Below are 17151 nucleotides of genomic sequence, written 5' to 3'. Positions count from 1 at the left end.
TAGTCGGGAGCGGGGGGATAGGTGCACATTGATGGCATGTGATGATTTCACTGTGGGAGCTGGCCAGCGAGCCGATGCTCACCTACCTGACACCCCACAATCGAACTGTGGGAGCGGGCTTGCTCGCGAAAGCGGCGGGTCAGTCAACATCCATCTTTGCTGATCCGACGTCTTCGCAGGCAAGCCAGCTCCCACCTTTGATCTTCGTTGCTATGAACATTGCCTTCGCGTTGCCATCAATCGTAAATAGCTTTCTTCTTCCACTCGGCGTCAGCGTCAACAACTTTCAAGCCCTCGGTCAACTCGTTGACTTCGTCCTCGGCAGGCTGGCTGTTGGTCAGCACTGTGGAGTTGGCGCGCGCCAATTGGGATTCCAGCAGTTGCAACTGGGCGCTGTAGAGCACCGGCTCCGGCTGTTTGCGCAGGTACTGCACGCCGCGCTCGAACGCCAGGCGTGCCTGGCCGGGTTGGCCTTGCAGCAGGGCGTGCTGGCCGAGGTTGTTGAAAAACTCGATGTGCAGCAGCACCAGGATATGCCGGATTTCCTTGATCCAGTGCTTGGCCTCGTTGGTCGGCAGGAAGCCGTCCTGGGCGGCGCGGGTGACTTGGCCGTGCAGGGCTTCGAGCAGAAAGCGCACGTCCTTGGCCTTGGCTTCGGTCTGGATCGGCGCCGGCGGGTTGGCCACCGGAATCGACTCGCCTTGAGCGATCAGCGCATTCAGTTCGGTGATACGCGCCTTGAGTGGTGCGCTGGACTTGTTCAGGTTCAACAGGCGCTGGTTGACGTTCAGCTCCAGGCGAGCCAGCAACAGCTTGAGCGCTGGGGTCATCAGTTGGCCGGGGAAGGTCTCGGTGATTTCACCGCAGCGACGCAGCCGATCGTTAAGCTCGATCTCGGTGCGCTTCTTTTCCAGCTTGTTGTTTTCCACCACGTGGTTCATGTAGCCAATGGCGATCAGTATTACGATCCCGGCTATTACCAGCAGGGTGATCATGAGTGGTGTCACCGGTGTGACCTCTTTAATAGGGTGTGCTGTGGAGTGTAGTGACTGGGTCATCCGGCGGATAGGACCGATCGACCAGTTGCCCAGGTGATTTCTTCTATATAGGTAGGCGCTGCCTGAATGGATGCACATTGCCATCATTTGCCTGGGTGAACTATAGCGCCTTGTCGAACGCCAGAATATAGGCGCCAAGGCTCGGACGGTACCAATGCCCGCGAAGGCCGTGAAACCATGGCGAAGTCATTGATTTAAATAAATTTATCCTTGGGGGTTGACGATCTTTCAATCCATCCATAGAATGCGCGCCACTTACAGCGTAAAGCACACAGCGAAACGCGGTAGGGAGTGAATGTTGTACGTGTGTCCCCTTCGTCTAGTGGCCTAGGACACCGCCCTTTCACGGCGGTAACAGGGGTTCGAGTCCCCTAGGGGACGCCATATGCGGGAATAGCTCAGTTGGTAGAGCACGACCTTGCCAAGGTCGGGGTCGCGAGTTCGAGTCTCGTTTCCCGCTCCAATTTACAAGCAGTGTGGCCCTCGGGCGGCATTGAGTGAAACCAGGACCAAGTCTTCGGACGAGGCCTCTGGGCACTGGAACACACACCATGTGTTTCAGTAGCGTGTCCCCTTCGTCTAGTGGCCTAGGACACCGCCCTTTCACGGCGGTAACAGGGGTTCGAGTCCCCTAGGGGACGCCATTTGCGGGAATAGCTCAGTTGGTAGAGCACGACCTTGCCAAGGTCGGGGTCGCGAGTTCGAGTCTCGTTTCCCGCTCCATATTTAACGAAAACGCCGATCAGTGATGATCGGCGTTTTTGTTTGTGCGCAATTTACCCCGCCAGCGCACCGCCCCCCTTCAAAGCGTCGATGTAATCTCCTGCCGTGGCATAAAAAACCGCGCAAACAGCTCCGACTGAGATTTGATATTCAGCTTGCTGTAGATATTGCGGCGGTGAACCTTGATGGTTTCCGTCGACAGCGAGAGCTTGCCGGCGATCTCTTTGTTGGAGAACCCACTGAGCAGTAACTTGAGCACGTCTTTTTCACGCGTCGTTACGTGTGTTTCCAACTGAGTAAGTGCCTCGGCCCATGGGGTCGGCTCGGCGAGGTTTTTTGCCGGGTCAGTTTCAAAGCCCATGCGTTGATGCATCATTGCCGTTACCCACGGCTTGATCATGTCCAATACCGTTATCTGCGCCTGGGTGAAGCGCAGGTTGCTGCCAAATGACATGCACAACGTTCTGTCGGCATCGAGCCGTACGTTGTATTGCGCCTCATCGACCGAGATGTACTGCGCAAAATATTGTTGGTAGTACTCGGTTTCCCGGAAGTGTTCCGGCGCAATATCGAGCAGATGGAAGAACCCGCTCTGCGGGTTTTCTCGATCAGCGATATAGAACGGGTCCAGCAGATACAGGCCTTTCACATAGCGATGAATAAAGGCGTCGATTTCTTCGCTGTCGGCCACCTCGGGCAGGCTGATCACACGTACTGCGTGGTCGCCGAAAACCAGCACCACCCAATTGTCTATCTGCACATATTCATTCAGTACCCGAATCAACGAACTCCAGAACTCCGGGCGATTGAGCTGCATGATCAGTTTTCCAACCGATCGGTGCCAAGCCAGGCTATGAAGGTCAAGCGACATGTTCTACCCCTTTAGGGTTAGGGCTTTGCAGGCCAGAGCTAAGTACTTGTAGGTATTTACTATTCGTCGAGGCTCGGTATATTCACCCCCAGCTTACGATAGCCATGAAGGCGCGTCGTGTGGACAGGGATAGTCATATGAGTCGAGCACACTTGCGAGCTATTTTTTTAGCTTCGTTTATGGGCGCTGTAATCAGCACGCCCGCAGCCGCCGCTGAAAATTCGGTGTATCTGTATAACTGGTTCGGCTTTCTTGAGCCGCAGACGCCCAAGCAATTCCAGCAGGAGAGCGGCATCAAGCTGCATATGGATGCCTTCGACAGCGCCGAAACCATGCAAAGCAAGGTCATGGCTGGGCGCACCGGTTATGACCTGGTGGTGGCCACCTCCAATGTATTGCCCGGCTTGATCAAGGCCGGTGTGCTGCAGCCGTTGGATCGTGCGCAGTTGAGTAATCTGTCGCACATCGACCCTGACATCCTGTCCCTGCTGGCGGTCAATGACCCCGGTAACCGCTACGCCGTGCCCTATGTCTGGGGTACCACCGGCATTGGCTACGACGTGGATAAGGTCAAGGCGGCACTCGGTGATGACGCGCCGGTGGACAGCTGGGACCTGATCTTCAAAGAAGAAAACATCAGCAAGCTCAAGTCTTGTGGCGTGGCCATGCTCGACTCGCCCAGCGAGATCATTTCCATTGCCTTGCACTACCTGGGGCTGCCCAGTAACAGCACTGACCCAGAGGATTACCAGAAGGCCCAGGCGCTGTTGTTGAAAATCCGTCCCTATGTACTCTATTTCGACTCGTCGAGAATCGACACCGACCTGGCAGACGGCAATATCTGTGCGGTCGTCGGCTGGGCCAATGGTGCACTGGCGGCGCAGGCGATTAATGAAAAGTCCAACAGTGGCCGCAAGATTGCCTACAGCCTGCCGCGGGAAGGGGCGTTGGTCTGGTCTGAAAACTGGGTGTTGCTCAAGGACGCTCGCCACCCAAAGGCCGCTCTGGAATTCATCAACTACATGCTGCGGCCACAGGTGATAGCCAAGACGTCCAACTACATGCTCTATCCCAACGCCAACAAAGATGCCACGAAGTTTGTCGAGCAGAAGTTGCGGGATAACCCTTGGATCTATCCCGATAAAAAGACCATGGCGACATTGGTTCCGCTTGAGCCCTTGCCGCTGAAGGCCGAGCGTATTCGCACGCGGGTCTGGACCAAGGTTAAAAGCGGTACGTGATGGGGATGGGGCCGGGGAGGGAGACAGCATGCGCCAGGGCGGTGATCAGCGCTACTTAGAGTCAGACGACTACAAGGCCTACAAAGAGATTGAAGAGCAGATCGGCCTGTGTACGCCAGAGCAGGCCTGGGCCATGTATTACGTTTCGACGGGCATGGTGCGGGAAAACATTACCCTGGCGGTGATGGAGCACATTGGCCGGGGTAATCGAGCTTTGTTGCTTGAGTTTCCCGACCTGGTGCGAGTTGCCGGGCGTGACGCTGAGCCGGGTGCGCTCGCCTCCAACTGGCCTTTGCTGCGCAGGCGTCGTCGATAACTCTGCTGGGTGTACCTCTCGACGGGCGATACGCAACATCGATACGAAGCTGAACCCGTGACGGCCCGATAGCCGACGCTGATCTAACTGACACCCCGTGATCCAAATGTGGGAGCTGGCTTGCCTGCGAAGACGGCCTGCCAGCCGACGCCTATCTCCCTGACACCCCGCGATCAAACTGTGGGAGCGGGCTTGCTCGCGAAGGCGGCCTGGCAGGCGACACAGTTGGATTGTGTACATATCCATTGCTGCGGTAACGGCCACTTAGGGTTCCGCCCTGACGGCGGCTCACTTTTGAAAAGCGCAAAAGTAAGCAAAACGCTCTTGCCCCACCACTCGGCACCTCGCTTGGGCTCGGTGTGCCCGAACGCAGGCTTGAATCCGTGGGCCGCCGCCACGCGCCATCCATGGCGCGGGGCGGCTAACCCGGCGTCCTGCCGGGTTACCCACGAATTCAAGCCTGCGTTCGGCCAGCGTGGTTTAACGGGGCGCCTGAGATCAAAAGCAGATCAAGAGCAAGATCAAGAGCGGCTCGCTTCGCATCGTGGTTACCGTCGGGTACTTCGGCTTATAGAGTTGTATCGATACTTATCCCTATGGGGAGGTGCAGCTCAGTTGTAGGTTATTATTGTGAGGCTTGTAGGGAAAGTCTGCATTTTTTGTAGGGTCGATGCCTTTTCGCCCTGTGTTCTCTACTCTGGCCACCCATTCTCCCTGCCCACTTCAGAGAACTGACCGGATGCTTCAACTCGATTTTTATTCAACCCTCGTTGCCGCTTCACTGGTGCTATTGCTGGGACGCGGGCTTGTGGCCCGTATCGGCTTTTTGCGTACTTACAATATTCCTGAACCGGTAGCCGGTGGCCTGCTGGTCGCCATGCTGCTCCTGGCGTTGCGCGGGTTTGCCGATATCGAAGTACGCTTCGATCCTTCATTGCAAACCCCCTTGATGCTGGCGTTCTTTGCCACGATCGGTTTGAACGCCGATTTTGCCAGCCTGAAGAAAGGCGGACGTATCCTGGCGGTGTTTTTGCTGGTGGTAACGGGCTTGCTGGTGGTGCAAAACGCCATGGGTATCGCGCTGGCGTCGGCGCTCGGGCTTGACCCATTGATGGGCTTGCTGGCGGGTTCGGTGACCTTGTCCGGTGGGCATGGCACCGGCGCGGCCTGGGGGGCGGTGTTCAGTGAGCAGTATGGCGTGGCTTCGGCGTCTGAATTGGCGATTGCTTCGGCGACCTTTGGCCTGGTGCTTGGAGGCCTGATCGGCGGGCCTGTGGCGCGTTTTCTGATCAAGCGGGTCGAGGTGCCAGGTATTGGGCAACCGCAATCGAGCCTGGCCAAGGGGTTTGAACAGCCGAATGAAGAGCGCCTGATCACGGCGTTTTCGTTTGTCGAGACCCTGGCATTGGTCGCGATCAGCCTACAGGGCGGCAACTTGCTGAATGCCGCCATCCAAGGCACCGCTTTCGAATTGCCGACGTTCGTGTGTGTACTGTTCGTGGGTGTGGTACTGCGCAATGGGCTGTCGATGCTCGGCTGGCATCAGGTGTTCGAGCGCGAAGTCTCGGTGCTGGGCAATGTCAGTTTGTCGTTGTTCCTGGCGATGGCGCTGATGTCACTCAAGCTCTGGGACCTGGCGGCACTGGCCTTGCCGATCGTCATTCTGCTGGCCGCGCAGGCATTGCTGATGGCGCTGTTCGCGATTTTCGTGACGTTCCGGGTGATGGGCCGCAACTATGATGCGGCGGTACTGGCGGCGGGCCATTGCGGCTTCGGGCTTGGCGCAACGCCCACGGCGATTGCCAATATGCAGGCGGTGACGCAACGCTTCGGGCCTTCGCAGATCGCGTTTCTGGTGGTGCCGATGGTGGGCGCGTTCTTCATCGATATCGCTAACGCCGTGGTGATCAAGTTGTACCTGGCGCTGCCTTTCCTGGGGGCTGCTGGGTAAGTTTTTCAGTGCCTGCCCCCGGTGTTCATCGCTTGGGCCAGGCGCTGCGTGGCTTGCTGGATTTCGTCCCGGTCGAGGGAGGCAAAGCCCAGGCGCAGCGCGTTTACCGGCTGGTCGTTGGGTGAAAACTGACGACCGCTGCGCACCACGACGCCGTGATCCAATGCGGCGCTTGCCAACTTATCGACGTCTATGTCTTCCTCGAAACGTACCCATAACGCCAAGCCCCCCTCGGGCTCGCGCACCTGTATGCGAGCGCCAAACGCCTGGTCCAGGCAGCTTCGCAGCACGGATCGGCGCGCCCGATATTCTTTCGACACGCGGCGCAAATGCTTCTTCAACTCCCCGTCATTGATCAGGTCTGCCAGCATAGCTTGAGCGACCGCATCGGCATCGCCCAGCATCAGCGCGGCATTGCGCTGCAGGGCTTCAACCACTGAGGTGGGCGCGACGATATAGCTGCAGCGGAACGTCGAGCCTAGCACTTTGGACAACGAGCCGATGTAAATCACATGGCGTTGGGCACGGTCACTGGCCAGCGGCAGGTAAGGGCGACCACTGAAATGATATTCGTGGTCGTAGTCCTCTTCGATAATGCAGAAGTCATGCTGCGCGGCCAGCGCCAGCAAGTGCTGCCGGCGTGCGGCATGCAGGCTCACGGTGGTGGGGAACTGGTGATGGGGCGTGAGGTAGATCATGCGCACATTGTGCTCACGGCATAAGCGCTCGACCTGATCGGTGCGGCAGCCTTCATCGTCGATGTCGACCGTGACCAACTGCGCGCCGAGCTTGCGGAAAATTTCCCATGCCGGTGGGTAGCTCAGGCGCTCCACCAGTACCACGTCGCCGGGCTTGAGCAGCAGGCTGGCGCTCAGGTACAGGGACATCTGGGTGCCCTGGGTCAGGCAGATATTTTCGGCAGTGACCGTCAGGCCACGGTTGTTGCGCAGCATCTCGGCCAAGGCGCAGCGCAGGTGATAGCCGGTGCCTTCGCTGCCGTAGCGCACGGTATTGGAGGCGAAGCTGTTGCGCAGTGCGTGGCGATAGTAACGGTGCAAAACGGCCTGGGGCAGCAGGCGGTGGTCGCTGGTGCCGTTGTCGAAAAACAGCGCATCGCGCCGATGCTGTAGAGCGACCACTTGGGCGTTATGGGTGAAATAGGGTACCAGCGGTTGCTCCAGCAACGGCGGCGCGAAAGACGGTTGCGTAACGCTGGGCAGTTGTTTGGGTGTCAGCTGCGCATTGACGAAGGTGCCACGGCGCGGCTCGCTGACCAGCCAGCCCTTGGTCATGGCTTCTTCGTAGGCCAGGATCACCGTCTTGCGGTTGACGTCGAGCAACTGCGCCATTTCCCGCGTGCCTGGCAGCAATGTCCCAGGTGGCAGGCGGCCCTCGAGGATGGCACTGACCAAGCCTTCGGCAATCTTGCGGTAGGACGCTTGGTGGGTGCCTTCTTCAAGCCGCAGCAAGGGGCGCCATTTGCGCATCTGGACCATCTGAAGTATCCAAATCTGGAGGTTTTAATGGGCCTAGTCTAGCGCAACAATCAGGCCTCACTTAGCCCGAGGTTGTTATGAATACACGCCATGTCATCGAACTGTCGCCCTCGGGGAAAACCTTTGAGGCGGGCGACGAACTGTTGCTCGACGCCATGCTCGCCAGTGGCCTGGCCGTGCCGTTCTCCTGTCGGCGTGGTGCCTGCGGTTCGTGCAAGGTGGTGGTGGCCGAAGGTGAATACCGGGCCAAGCGCCTGGCGCCGGGTGCGCCGGCACCTTCTTATCCTTTGGCCGCCAATGAAATGTTGTTATGCCAGAGCCACGCCTGTGGCGACATGCGCCTGCATATTCCCGGCTGGTCGCTGGATACGCCCGCGCTGGGAGTGGCGGCGCAGGTTCACAGCAAGCGTGCGCTGGGCCCCGATGTGATCGAGTTGGTATTGATGCCCGAAACCCCTTTGGCGGTGCGGGCTGGCCAATACATTAAGTTCCACCTGGCGGACGGTGACACGCGCTGCTTCTCGATTGGCAACCTGCCCGACGAGGACGATGGGCGGTTGGTCTTCCAGATTCGCAGGGTGAGTGGCGGTTACTTTTCCGAGGGTATCCTAGGTGGCCTCGCCGTTGGTGAGCGTCTGCACGTGGAAGGGCCGTTTGGTGCCTGTACCTGGCAGGATGATGAGACGGCGCCCGTGGTGTTATTTGCCACGGGCACTGGTTATGCGGGCATCAAGCCTATCCTGCTGACCGCGCTCAAGCGCGATGTCGAAGTGACGTTGTATTGGGGCGGCGCGCAATCGGCGGATTTTTATGACAGCGCCTTCCTCGACGACTTGATGGTTGAGTATCCGCGTTTTCGCTGGCATCCCGTGCGGTCCTCCGAGGGCAGAGTGCAAGAGGTTGCAATGAGTCATGGGCATCAGTGGGAACAGGCCCAGGTCTATGCGTGCGGCAACGCTGCAATGCTCGGCCAGGTGCGGGCCCATTGCCTTGAAGCGGGGTTGCCGAGCCACCGGTTTATCGCGGAGGCGTTTGTTGCCAGTGGTCGGTCAAGTGCGGAAACGGTTTCCCTGTCGTTCGACCCGGTCTGGGAGAAAGTCGGCCCGCGCTATTCCCTGGACGGCATGCTGGCAGCGCGGGAAAAATCCATACGTGCCCTGGCGGCGATTGCCAGCCAGTTGACAGTTGGCATGACTACCGGTGAGGCCCTTGAGATGGCGGCGAGGCAACTGCAGGCCATGGGCGCTTCGCACACTTGGCATCCGACCTACATTCGTTTTGGCGCCGACACCGTTCGCCCACCGCGCGAGGGCATAGATCGTCAGCGCAGGCTGCAGGCTGATGACATTGCCGTGGTCGATCTTGGCCCGGTATGGGATGGCTACGAAGGGGACTATGGCGATACGTTTGTGTTTGGCGATGGGCCTTTGCATAAGGCCTGTACAACGGCCTTGCATGAAGTCTTCGATGAAACGCGCCAAGCGTGGCTGCGTGGCCTGACCGGGCGTGAACTCTACGACTTTGCCGAGCAGAGCGCTGCGTCAAAGGGCTGGAGACTGGCACGCAACCTGGCAGGGCATCGCCTTGCGGATTTTCCCCATGCATTGTTCGAAAGCAAAGAGTTGGCTGACCTGGAGATCTCGCCCAGTGAAATGGCCTGGGTATTGGAGATCCAGCTGTGCCATCCCACTGAGCCGGTCGGTGGATTCTTTGAGGATATGCTGATGGTGCAAGGCTGAATTGCGCATACACCGCCGATCCCCTGTGGGAGCTGTCGAGCTTTAGCGAGGCTGCGAAAGCGGTGCTCCAGGCGCTGAAAAAGTTGCCTGTACCGCCGCCTTCGCAGCCTCGCTGGGGCTCGACAGCTCCCACATTTGGGCTGTGGTGTTGTTGGGAGTTGTGCTTGGCGCGATGGCCCTGCGAACCGAGATCAACCCAGCACAGCGAATCCCCTGTGGGAGCTGTCGAGCTTTAGCGAGGCTGCGAAAGCGGTGCTCCAGGCGCTGAAAAAGTTGCCTGTACCGCCGCCTTCGCAGCCTCGCTGGGGCTCGACAGCTCCCACATTTGGGCTGTGGTGTTGTTGGGAGTTGTGCTTGGCGCGATGGCCCTGCGAACCGAGATCAACCCAGCACAGCGAATCCCCTGTGGGAGCTGTCGAGCTTTAGCGAGGCTGCGAAAGCGGTGGGTCAGGCGCTGAAGATTCTGCCTGTACCGCCGCCCTCGCAGCCTCGCTGGGGCTTCAACTGGGTCAGAGCTTCGGCAACTGCCCGACGCGGCCCATCATTTCGGTGACGATCTGCAGGTCCAGCAAGAACTGCTCAACCGTCTTGAACTCACTGTCAGTGTGCCCGGTGTACTTCTCTTCCGGGCGCGCCAGGCCAAATTGCACGCCGTTGGGCAGGTCATGCACGGAGGTTGCGCCGGCCGAGGTGCCGAACTTGTGTGCCATCCCCAGGTTTTCCGTGGCCACCGCCAACAAGGCCTTGACCCATTCACCTTCCGGGTTGCGGTACATCGGGGTGTCGAGCGAGTAAGTGAAGCTCACGTTGACCTTGGCGTTCTTGTCCCAGGCGTTCAGCTTCTGCTCGATTTGCGCCTTGAGCGCCTCCGGGGTTTTACCTTTCGGCGCGCGCAGGTTCACGGCCAGTTTGAAGGCTTTGTCATCCTGGCCCACAAACGTCAGCGAGGTGGTCAGCGGGCCCATGAAATCATCTGCGTAGCCCACGCCCAATTTGCCACCCAGGTAATCCAGGCCCCAGTTGTCGGCGGCATACCGCGCAGCATCGGTGATGTGGTTGTGCTTGAGGGCGACCTTGCCATCGAGGCTGTGGATCAGCTCCAGCATACGCGCCACCGGGTTGACTCCGGTTTCGGGCTCGGAGGAGTGCGCGGACACGCCGGTCACCGTGAGTTTGACGTCTTTGCCATCGACCATGGATGTCACTTGAAAATTGCCACCGTTGCGCTTGGCATAGTCGGCACCGGCCTGTTGCAGGCTGGCGGCCAGTTCGGCGGGTGCATCGCTGACCAGCGTGGCCACCGAGGCCGATGGGATCTGGTTGTTCGCCTTGCCGCCGGTCATCGCGATGATCTCTGCGCCTTTGCCTTCGCCTTTGCGCACCGGGAAGGCGGCCATGACCGTCCCCGAGCCTTTCTCGGCGATCACCACCGGGTAACCGCCATCCAGCGCTAGGTTGTATTGCGGCACGGAATTGCGTTCGAAGTAGTAAGGAATGGCATCACCAGCCGTTTCTTCAGTGGTGTCCACCAGCAGCTTGAACGTGCGCGCCAGTGGCAGCTTTTCTTCCTTGATCACTTTCATGGCGTACATCGTCACCACGATGCCGTTCTTGTCATCCTCGGTACCACGGCCATACATGCGGTCGCCGATCAGCGTGACCTTGAACGGGTCGAGTTTGGTACCGTCTTGCAGCACCCAGTTTTCCGGAGTCACCGGCACCACATCGGCGTGGGCATGCACACCCACGACTTCATCACCGCTGCCTTCCAAGGAGATTTCGTACACGCGGTTATCGACGTTACGGAAGTTCAGGTTGAAGGACTTGGCCAGGGCCTCGATCTTCGCGGCGATCTTGAGGAATTCCGGGTTTTTGTACTGTGGCAGGCCGTCTACGTTGAACGTAGGGATCTCCACCAGTTCACGCAGGGTTTCGAGCGCGGCTTTGCCATATTTCAGGCGGGTGTAAATGCCCAGCAGGCGATTGATCTCGTTCTGCTGCTCGGCGTTCAGGGTTTTGTTGCCCAGAAACGCGTTGATAGCCGGGCCAGTGTCAGCGGTTTTACCCAGTTCGCCCTTAGCCAGGGTACCGAGGAAGCTGCGGAAATCGGTGACCGAGGTCTCGCTGAAGTGCTTCAGGATTGCCGTGCTTTGGTCTGCAGTGATGTTAGCGGAGGCAGGCGTGGCGACTGCCGAAAGGCTCGCGGCGAACAAGGTGGCAGCCACCAGTTTTTTCAGTGGAAAGTGCATGGTTAAAGGCATTCCTTTGCAGGTAGTGAGTAGGAGGTTTCTGACGGAAGAGTCAGAAACATTTCCACACACTACCATTACTCAGGTGCCCAAGGTCAATGCTGGCCAGGGTGGGGCGCGGGATACGCCTCCGTCACGCTCAAGGCTCTAGCGTAAGGCCCATCCCACAGTTGTTCATGCAATTGGCCTACGCGCTTGGCCATCGCCTCACTGCGCATCACCACCTCCAGATTGCGCGAATTATCCAGGTAACCACCCAACCAGTTGCTGGTGCCGACCCACGCCACCTGGCCATCGATCTCCATGGTTTTGCTATGGATCACCCGCGCATATGGGATAAAGCCCTGCTTGGCTTCGGGCAGGGTGACGATCTTGATTTCGACATTGGGCAGCACCGCCAGGCTCTTGAGATAGGGCAGCTCCAGTGGGTCGGTATTCCAGTTGGACACCATCAGTTTGATCGACACGCCACGGGCAGCGGCAGCGCGCACGGCGTTGTCGATCACCGCGTAGTACGGCCGGGTTCGATCCGGCCCGTAGGACAGCGGCGCGTAGTCGAGCAACTGCACGCGCACCTCTTTTTTGGCTTCGCCCAGCAGGCGCGGCAGTTCCAGCTGTGAGTCGCCCACGCCGGGCGGGTTGTAGCGTTGCGGGCTGGCCACCAGATAGTTGCCGGTACGCGTGGGCTCCTGGCCGCTGGCGGGTAGCGGCACCGGTTGTTTATCGGCGAGCGCGGCCTGGGCTTGCCAGTCTTGCTCGAAGATCGCCTGCACCTGGCTTACCACCGTTTCGTCAGTGATCCGCAGCCCGGTTTCGTGGATATGCTCCAGGGCGCGCCAGTCGAAATTCTGACTGCCGACAAACGCCTGCTTGCCATCCATCAGCAGGTACTTGGCGTGGATGATGCCGCCGCTCAGTTGCCCGTAGGGCAGCACGCGCAAGGTCAGGTTGGGAATGGCGCGCAAGCGTTCCAGGGTGGCGGCGTCCGAGAGCTTGATGCCTTTTTCTTCGAGCAGGAAACGAATCTTCACGCCGCGTTTGCCGGCGGCTTCCAGGTGTTCAAGCACCGTGTTCATCACCGAGCCAGGGTGGTCCGCGGCGTAGAACTGGCCGATATCAATGCGGCTTTTGGCGCCGTCGAACAGCTCGATCCATACCGGGCCTGGCTGGCGCAAGTCGTCGGTGCCCAGGGCGGTGTCCACGGGTACGGTGTGCACCAGTTCAAAGCCTGGAATGGAAAAGTCCGCCTGGGCCAGCGGACTGAGGAGCAAGCCGGTCAGGCCGGCGATACGCAACTTTATCGAAAGGGACATAAGCGTCTCATCGCACCAGAGGAAAAGGCGAGCGCCCAAGGCGCCCGCCCTGCAGGTCAGGCTGTGCGGCTGTGCAGCGGGGTGGGCACGCGATGGGTCACTTCATCCTGTGCGCGGGCGCCGGTGGCGGCGCGAATCAACAGGATCTTCAACTGGTCGTTGATACGCTCCAGGCTGTCCTGAAAGAAGTTGTGGAACACCACGCAGAACAGCGCGATGGCGATACCTAATCCCGTGGCAAACAAGGCCGTCCCGATACCACCGGAAATCTGCCCTGGGTCCGACACGCCCGCGGTGGCCAGTGCCTTGAAGGTGTCGATGATGCCGAGAATGGTACCCAGCAGGCCCAGCAGCGGGGCGGCGGTGGTGATGGTCTCGATGATCCAGAGGCTGCGGGCCAGTGGGGCGCGGGTCTTCAGGTACTGGGTGTCGATTTCGTCGTCCAGGTCCTTGCGCGAACCGTGGGTCGCCTTTTGGGCCAGCACCGGCAAGATCATGTTCAGCGGCAGGCTGTCGCGACGGGTCAGGTTCTGCGGCAAGTCACGCTCGCTGTGCACGTTGGCGCCCAGGGCATCGATCAACGCGCGAGCCTGGCGGCGCACGTAGGCAAAGTAGATACCGCGTTCGATGGCGATGAAGATCGCAATGGCCATCGCCGCGTACATCACATAGAAGGTGACGTCGTGGAGCAGGTTCATATCCATGATGGTGTTCCTCTTGGGGTGAGTCTTAGAAATTCGCTTCCAGCGAAACCGTGACGGTACGGTCCAGGCCGACGATGTACGCAGGGTCCCCATCGCGGAAACCGCTGTAGCTGGCCGCGTTGGTCTTGGTGGTGTACACGCCGTCCAGGTATTTCTTGTCGAACAGGTTGTCGACGTTCAGGCGCAGGGTCGCGTCCTTGACCACCTTCTTGTCCACCGGCAGGTAAATACCGGCGCCGAGGTTGAACACGGTGCGCCCGGAAATCGCCTCGTCGTTGGTCAGGTCGCCGTAGAGCTTGCTGGTGTACTTGCCGCCGAAGGTGCCGTAGAAGCGCCCGTCGTCATAGCCGATGTTGGCCGCCAGCATGTTCTTGGGCACGTTGGCGAACTGCTTGCCGCTGGTGGGCAGCACGATGGGTTTGCCGGCGTTGTAGACGGTCAGGTCATCCTGCTGCTCGGCCTTGGTGTAGGTGTAGGAGGTGTAGTAATTGAAGTGGTGGGGCAACTGTCCGCTCCACTCCAGTTCCAGGCCTTTGTTGACCACGGAGCCGGCGTTGATGTCGGCAAAGTCGCCGTTGATGTCCCGGGACGACACCTGGCGGTTCTTGAAGTCCATGTAGAACAGGGTGGCGGCCAGGCTCATGTCGTCGCCGCTGTAGCGCCAGCCCAGTTCATGGTTCCAGCTGGTTTCCGGCTCGGCGTCGATCGAGCCGGCGCCTTTGTCGTAGAGCACGTAGTTCTGCGGCACGCGCATGTTGCGCGACAGGCTGTAGAACAACTGGTCACGCTCGTCCAGCTGGTATTTCAGCCCCGCGTTGGGCAGCAGTTTGTTGTAGGTCTGGTTACGTTTTTCCGGGCGTTCGTTGAGGCTGCCGTGGTTGGTGCCTTCACGCTCGACGTTCATGTAGGCCAGGCCTGCGATGAAGGTCCAGTCCGGGTTGATGTACCACGTGTCCTGGGCCCAGACCTTTTGCGCCGGCGTCACGGTGAAACGGTCGCGACCCTGCACGGTGTTGCCGTTGGCATCGACGATGGCGCTGTTGGAGTCCGGCCAGGTGTCCACTGGCTTACCGTTGCTCTTGAGCGGAATGAATGGCTGGGTCTGGCTCTGGCGTGCGCGCTCGTACCAGTAGCCGAATGGCAGGCTGTGGTCGCCCAGGTCCCAGGTCAGCTTGGTGGTGATGCCCGGACGCCAGGTTTGCGTGCGTGAAGGGCGGTAGTACACGCCGCTGTTGGGTGTGCCGTCGGCGTTGTATTGGGCGGCGGTGGGCAGGTTGCCGAGGTCGAACACACCGCCCTGGTTGGAGCCACGGTTGAGGGCATAGCTGGATGAACCGACGCCGCTGCCATTGCCCCAGTAGTAATACGGGATCACCGACAGCGCCAGGTTGTCGGCCAGTTTGAACTGGGTGTTGAGCACGGCGGTGAAGGTCTGGAACGGGTTCTGCGCCAGGGCGTAGTAGCTGTTGTACTTGCCGTTGCTGCCCACGCTCGGCGTGGCCGGGTAGGGATCGTACTTGCGGCCGTTCTGCTGGAACTGCGCCTTGGTCAACTGGCTATAACTGTTGTTGTCCTGCTCGTGGTACTTGAGGATCAGGTTGGCGGTGTTGCCATTGCCGGCGTCGAAAAAGCTGTTCCACTCCACCTTGTCCGCGCGTACCGCACCCGAACCGCGCCACATTTCACCTTCGGTATGGGACACCGACAGCCAGTTGCTCAGGCCGTTGATTTCGCCGGTATTGAGGCGGGCAAAGGTCTTGCGCGTGGCATTGCTGCCGACGACCTGTTTGACGAAGGCGCCGGTTTCCTGGGTCGGGCGAATGGTCACGATGCCAATGTTGCCGCCGCTGGAACCAATGTGCGGGCCGTCGGATTCCGCGGCGCCCTGGGTGACGAAGATCTGGTCGATGTTTTCCGGGTCGCCCAGCAGGTTGGAATACAGCGCGTAGTTGCCCGAATCGTTGATCGGCATGCCGTCCACCGACATGCCCACCTGGTCGGAGTTCATGCCGCGCATGGTGAAGCGAAAGCCCGACAGGCCGGTGTTGTCTTCACTGGAGATGTTCAAGCCCGGGGTGTACTTGAGCTTGTCGATGGCATTGCCCGTGGCCGCCTGTTTATCCAGTGCTTCCTTGGTCACCGTGGAGCGGCCCTTGATGCTTTCCTCCGGCACCATGTAACCGCCCCCCGCGGTCGCCTTGCCTTGTACGCCAATGGTGCCGACGTCACTGTCGCTGGTCTCTGCCATGACCATTCCCTGGGTCATGCTGGTCGCGGCAACGAGTGCCAGATGAATACGGGTGAACTTCATCACTGTCGTCCTGGTGTCGGGTGCTTATTGCACGCTGTAGTTGAAGGTGGCGGTGAAGCGCTGCTCATTGCGCCCCCCGAAGGCTTGCTCGGGGAACGGCTTGACTTGCTTGATGCGACGCAAGCTGTTGGTGGCGGCCCGGTTGAGCAACATGCTCGAGGCCTGGGTTTGTAGGCCTGAGTCGAGGACGCGGCCCTGACGGTCTACCAGCAGCCACACCACCACCTCGCCGCTCGGGCGTTCGAGGGAGGCCTGGCGCCCGGTGGGGTACTGCTTGTAGGTGTCCAGTTCGTTGCGCAAGCCTTTGAGGTAACCGCTTTCCAGGGCCTGACCATCGACCTTCGGTGGCGCCGGTGGAGCAGGCGTCGGTGCCGCTTGGGCCACGGCGGCCGGGGCTGGCTTGGCGGCCACCGGTGGCGGCGTTGGCGCAGGCTTGGCGACCACGGGCGCAGGCTTGGGCACAGGTTTTGGCTTGGGCTTGGGTTCGGGTTTTGGCAGCGGCTTGGGCGGTGGCGGCGGGGGAGCAGGCTCGGCCTCTTCCTCTTCGATCACCGGCGGTGGCGGTTCTTGCTCCACCACCGGTTCAGGGACCCCTTCCGGTTCCGGCTCGACCAAGGCCAATTCGACCGCCGACTCGTCATACACCGGCTCGACTTTCAACGTCTGGGACTGGATACCCAGTGCAATCAGCACCAGGGCGATCAGGGCCGGGACACTGCCCAGCAACTGACGCGCACGAAACAGAACGTACATGGTCAGGACTTACGCGTAGCAATGGACACGGAGGTGAAGCCACCCAGGCGCAGGGTGTCCATCACTTCCACCAGGCGCGAAACCTCCACGCCTTTGTCGCTGTTGACGATGATCGTCGACTTGGTATCGGGCTTTTCGGCCGCCTTCAGCGCCGGCACCAGAGCATCCACCGTCAGGTCCTTGCCGTCCAGTTGCAACTGGCCTTCCAGGCCCAGGGTGAGGATGAATTTGTTCTGCGGCTTGAGCTGCTGCGAACTGCTGGCGCTGGGCAATTGGGTCTTCATGCCGAGCGCGGGAATCACGTTCAGGCTCACCAGTACGAAAAACACCAGCAGGAACATCATCACGTCGATCATTGGGATCAGCTCGATGTGCGCCTTGCGTTTCTTGGGTTCGTCCCAGGTTCTCATTCCGTTACCCCGTCAT

13 protein-coding genes and 4 tRNA genes are annotated in these 17151 nt (G+C 59.8%); 8 read left to right on the top strand and 9 right to left on the bottom strand.

The window, feature by feature from the left end; translation table 11 throughout:
• Window positions 1-236: 236 nt before the first annotated feature.
• Window positions 237-1007 carry a hypothetical protein gene (locus tag MF6394_RS15445; RefSeq protein WP_032900506.1) on the bottom strand — a complete coding sequence of 257 codons (771 nt, stop codon included), beginning with the start codon at window positions 1005-1007 and terminating at the stop codon, window positions 237-239.
• A 359-nt stretch (window positions 1008-1366) separates the two neighbouring features.
• Between MF6394_RS15445 and MF6394_RS15440 the strand changes: the two genes are divergently transcribed.
• The 4 genes from MF6394_RS15440 to MF6394_RS15425 all read left to right on the top strand — a co-directional run bounded on the left by MF6394_RS15440 (window position 1367) and on the right by MF6394_RS15425 (window position 1781).
• Window positions 1367-1442, top strand: a tRNA-Glu gene (locus MF6394_RS15440).
• A 3-nt stretch (window positions 1443-1445) separates the two neighbouring features.
• Window positions 1446-1521 (top strand) — tRNA-Gly (locus tag MF6394_RS15435).
• A gap of 105 nt (window positions 1522-1626) precedes the next feature.
• Window positions 1627-1702 (top strand) — tRNA-Glu (locus MF6394_RS15430).
• A gap of 3 nt (window positions 1703-1705) precedes the next feature.
• Window positions 1706-1781: transfer RNA gene (locus MF6394_RS15425), tRNA-Gly, on the top strand.
• A gap of 79 nt (window positions 1782-1860) precedes the next feature.
• On the opposite strand, the gene MF6394_RS15420 is transcribed toward MF6394_RS15425, so the two are convergent.
• Window positions 1861-2652 (bottom strand): helix-turn-helix transcriptional regulator, encoded by a 792-nt coding sequence (locus tag MF6394_RS15420; protein ID WP_044273038.1) that lies wholly within the window; start codon window positions 2650-2652, stop codon window positions 1861-1863.
• 137 nt (window positions 2653-2789) lie between these two features.
• Here MF6394_RS15420 and MF6394_RS15415 point away from each other — a divergent pair, with 137 nt between their 5' ends.
• From MF6394_RS15415 to gltS, 3 genes are all read left to right on the top strand, one after another.
• Window positions 2790-3893, top strand: a complete 1104-nt coding sequence (locus MF6394_RS15415) for a polyamine ABC transporter substrate-binding protein (RefSeq protein WP_047710442.1) — start codon at window positions 2790-2792, stop codon at window positions 3891-3893.
• Window positions 3894-3921: 28 nt separating this feature from the next.
• On the top strand, window positions 3922-4209 hold the full coding sequence (locus tag MF6394_RS15410) for a hypothetical protein (protein ID WP_032892595.1): 288 nt from the start codon (window positions 3922-3924) through the stop codon (window positions 4207-4209).
• Between the two features lie 739 nt (window positions 4210-4948).
• Entirely contained in the window at window positions 4949-6160 is a 1212-nt protein-coding gene (gene gltS, locus MF6394_RS15390; RefSeq protein ID WP_069558994.1) for a sodium/glutamate symporter, read from the top strand.
• Window positions 6161-6165: 5 nt separating this feature from the next.
• Here the strand turns inward: gltS and pdxR are convergent, their stop codons facing one another.
• Complete coding sequence (pdxR, locus tag MF6394_RS15385; RefSeq protein ID WP_078466998.1) at window positions 6166-7656, bottom strand: MocR-like pyridoxine biosynthesis transcription factor PdxR; 1491 nt, start codon at window positions 7654-7656, stop codon at window positions 6166-6168.
• A gap of 77 nt (window positions 7657-7733) precedes the next feature.
• Here pdxR and MF6394_RS15380 point away from each other — a divergent pair, with 77 nt between their 5' ends.
• A complete protein-coding gene (locus MF6394_RS15380; RefSeq protein WP_078466997.1) occupies window positions 7734-9395 on the top strand; it encodes a M24 family metallopeptidase in 1662 nt (553 codons plus the stop codon).
• Between the two features lie 509 nt (window positions 9396-9904).
• Here the strand turns inward: MF6394_RS15380 and MF6394_RS15375 are convergent.
• From MF6394_RS15375 to MF6394_RS15350, 6 genes are all read right to left on the bottom strand, one after another.
• Window positions 9905-11644 carry a dipeptidase gene (locus MF6394_RS15375; RefSeq protein ID WP_078466996.1) on the bottom strand — a complete coding sequence of 580 codons (1740 nt, stop codon included), beginning with the start codon at window positions 11642-11644 and terminating at the stop codon, window positions 9905-9907.
• A gap of 95 nt (window positions 11645-11739) precedes the next feature.
• Window positions 11740-12957, bottom strand: coding sequence for a phospholipase D-like domain-containing protein (locus tag MF6394_RS15370; protein ID WP_078466995.1), 1218 nt, complete (start codon window positions 12955-12957; stop codon window positions 11740-11742).
• Window positions 12958-13013: 56 nt separating this feature from the next.
• Window positions 13014-13661: a MotA/TolQ/ExbB proton channel family protein gene (locus MF6394_RS15365; RefSeq protein ID WP_078466994.1), complete on the bottom strand. Its 648-nt coding sequence runs from the start codon at window positions 13659-13661 to the stop codon at window positions 13014-13016.
• 25 nt (window positions 13662-13686) lie between these two features.
• Window positions 13687-15972, bottom strand: a complete 2286-nt coding sequence (locus MF6394_RS15360; protein ID WP_078466993.1) for a TonB-dependent receptor — start codon at window positions 15970-15972, stop codon at window positions 13687-13689.
• A 24-nt stretch (window positions 15973-15996) separates the two neighbouring features.
• Window positions 15997-16725: an energy transducer TonB family protein gene (locus MF6394_RS15355; RefSeq protein ID WP_044273049.1), complete on the bottom strand. Its 729-nt coding sequence runs from the start codon at window positions 16723-16725 to the stop codon at window positions 15997-15999.
• A gap of 2 nt (window positions 16726-16727) precedes the next feature.
• Window positions 16728-17135 carry an ExbD/TolR family protein gene (locus MF6394_RS15350; RefSeq protein ID WP_005786670.1) on the bottom strand — a complete coding sequence of 136 codons (408 nt, stop codon included), beginning with the start codon at window positions 17133-17135 and terminating at the stop codon, window positions 16728-16730.
• Window positions 17136-17151 lie beyond the last annotated feature (16 nt).

It is taken from the genome of Pseudomonas sp. MF6394, assembly GCF_002018845.1.
GTDB lineage: Bacteria > Pseudomonadota > Gammaproteobacteria > Pseudomonadales > Pseudomonadaceae > Aquipseudomonas > Aquipseudomonas lactis.
The sequence above is the reverse complement of the archived record's forward strand: the minus strand, read 5'-3'. Positions and strand labels throughout refer to the sequence as shown.

Bases quoted from the DNA above. Each gene is read 5' to 3' on its own strand.
- MF6394_RS15420 (WP_044273038.1), bottom strand. From the start codon at position 2,652: ATGTCGCTTGACCTTCATAGCCTGGCTTGGCACCGATCGGTTGGAAAA.
- MF6394_RS15415 (WP_047710442.1), top strand. From the start codon at position 2,790: ATGAGTCGAGCACACTTGCGAGCTATTTTTTTAGCTTCGTTTATGGGC.
- MF6394_RS15410 (WP_032892595.1), top strand. From the start codon at position 3,922: ATGCGCCAGGGCGGTGATCAGCGCTACTTAGAGTCAGACGACTACAAG.
- gltS (WP_069558994.1), top strand. From the start codon at position 4,949: ATGCTTCAACTCGATTTTTATTCAACCCTCGTTGCCGCTTCACTGGTG.
- pdxR (WP_078466998.1), bottom strand. From the start codon at position 7,656: ATGGTCCAGATGCGCAAATGGCGCCCCTTGCTGCGGCTTGAAGAAGGC.
- MF6394_RS15380 (WP_078466997.1), top strand. From the start codon at position 7,734: ATGAATACACGCCATGTCATCGAACTGTCGCCCTCGGGGAAAACCTTT.
- MF6394_RS15375 (WP_078466996.1), bottom strand. From the start codon at position 11,644: ATGCACTTTCCACTGAAAAAACTGGTGGCTGCCACCTTGTTCGCCGCG.
- MF6394_RS15370 (WP_078466995.1), bottom strand. From the start codon at position 12,957: ATGTCCCTTTCGATAAAGTTGCGTATCGCCGGCCTGACCGGCTTGCTC.
- MF6394_RS15365 (WP_078466994.1), bottom strand. From the start codon at position 13,661: ATGGATATGAACCTGCTCCACGACGTCACCTTCTATGTGATGTACGCG.
- MF6394_RS15360 (WP_078466993.1), bottom strand. From the start codon at position 15,972: ATGAAGTTCACCCGTATTCATCTGGCACTCGTTGCCGCGACCAGCATG.
- MF6394_RS15355 (WP_044273049.1), bottom strand. From the start codon at position 16,725: ATGTACGTTCTGTTTCGTGCGCGTCAGTTGCTGGGCAGTGTCCCGGCC.
- MF6394_RS15350 (WP_005786670.1), bottom strand. From the start codon at position 17,135: ATGAGAACCTGGGACGAACCCAAGAAACGCAAGGCGCACATCGAGCTG.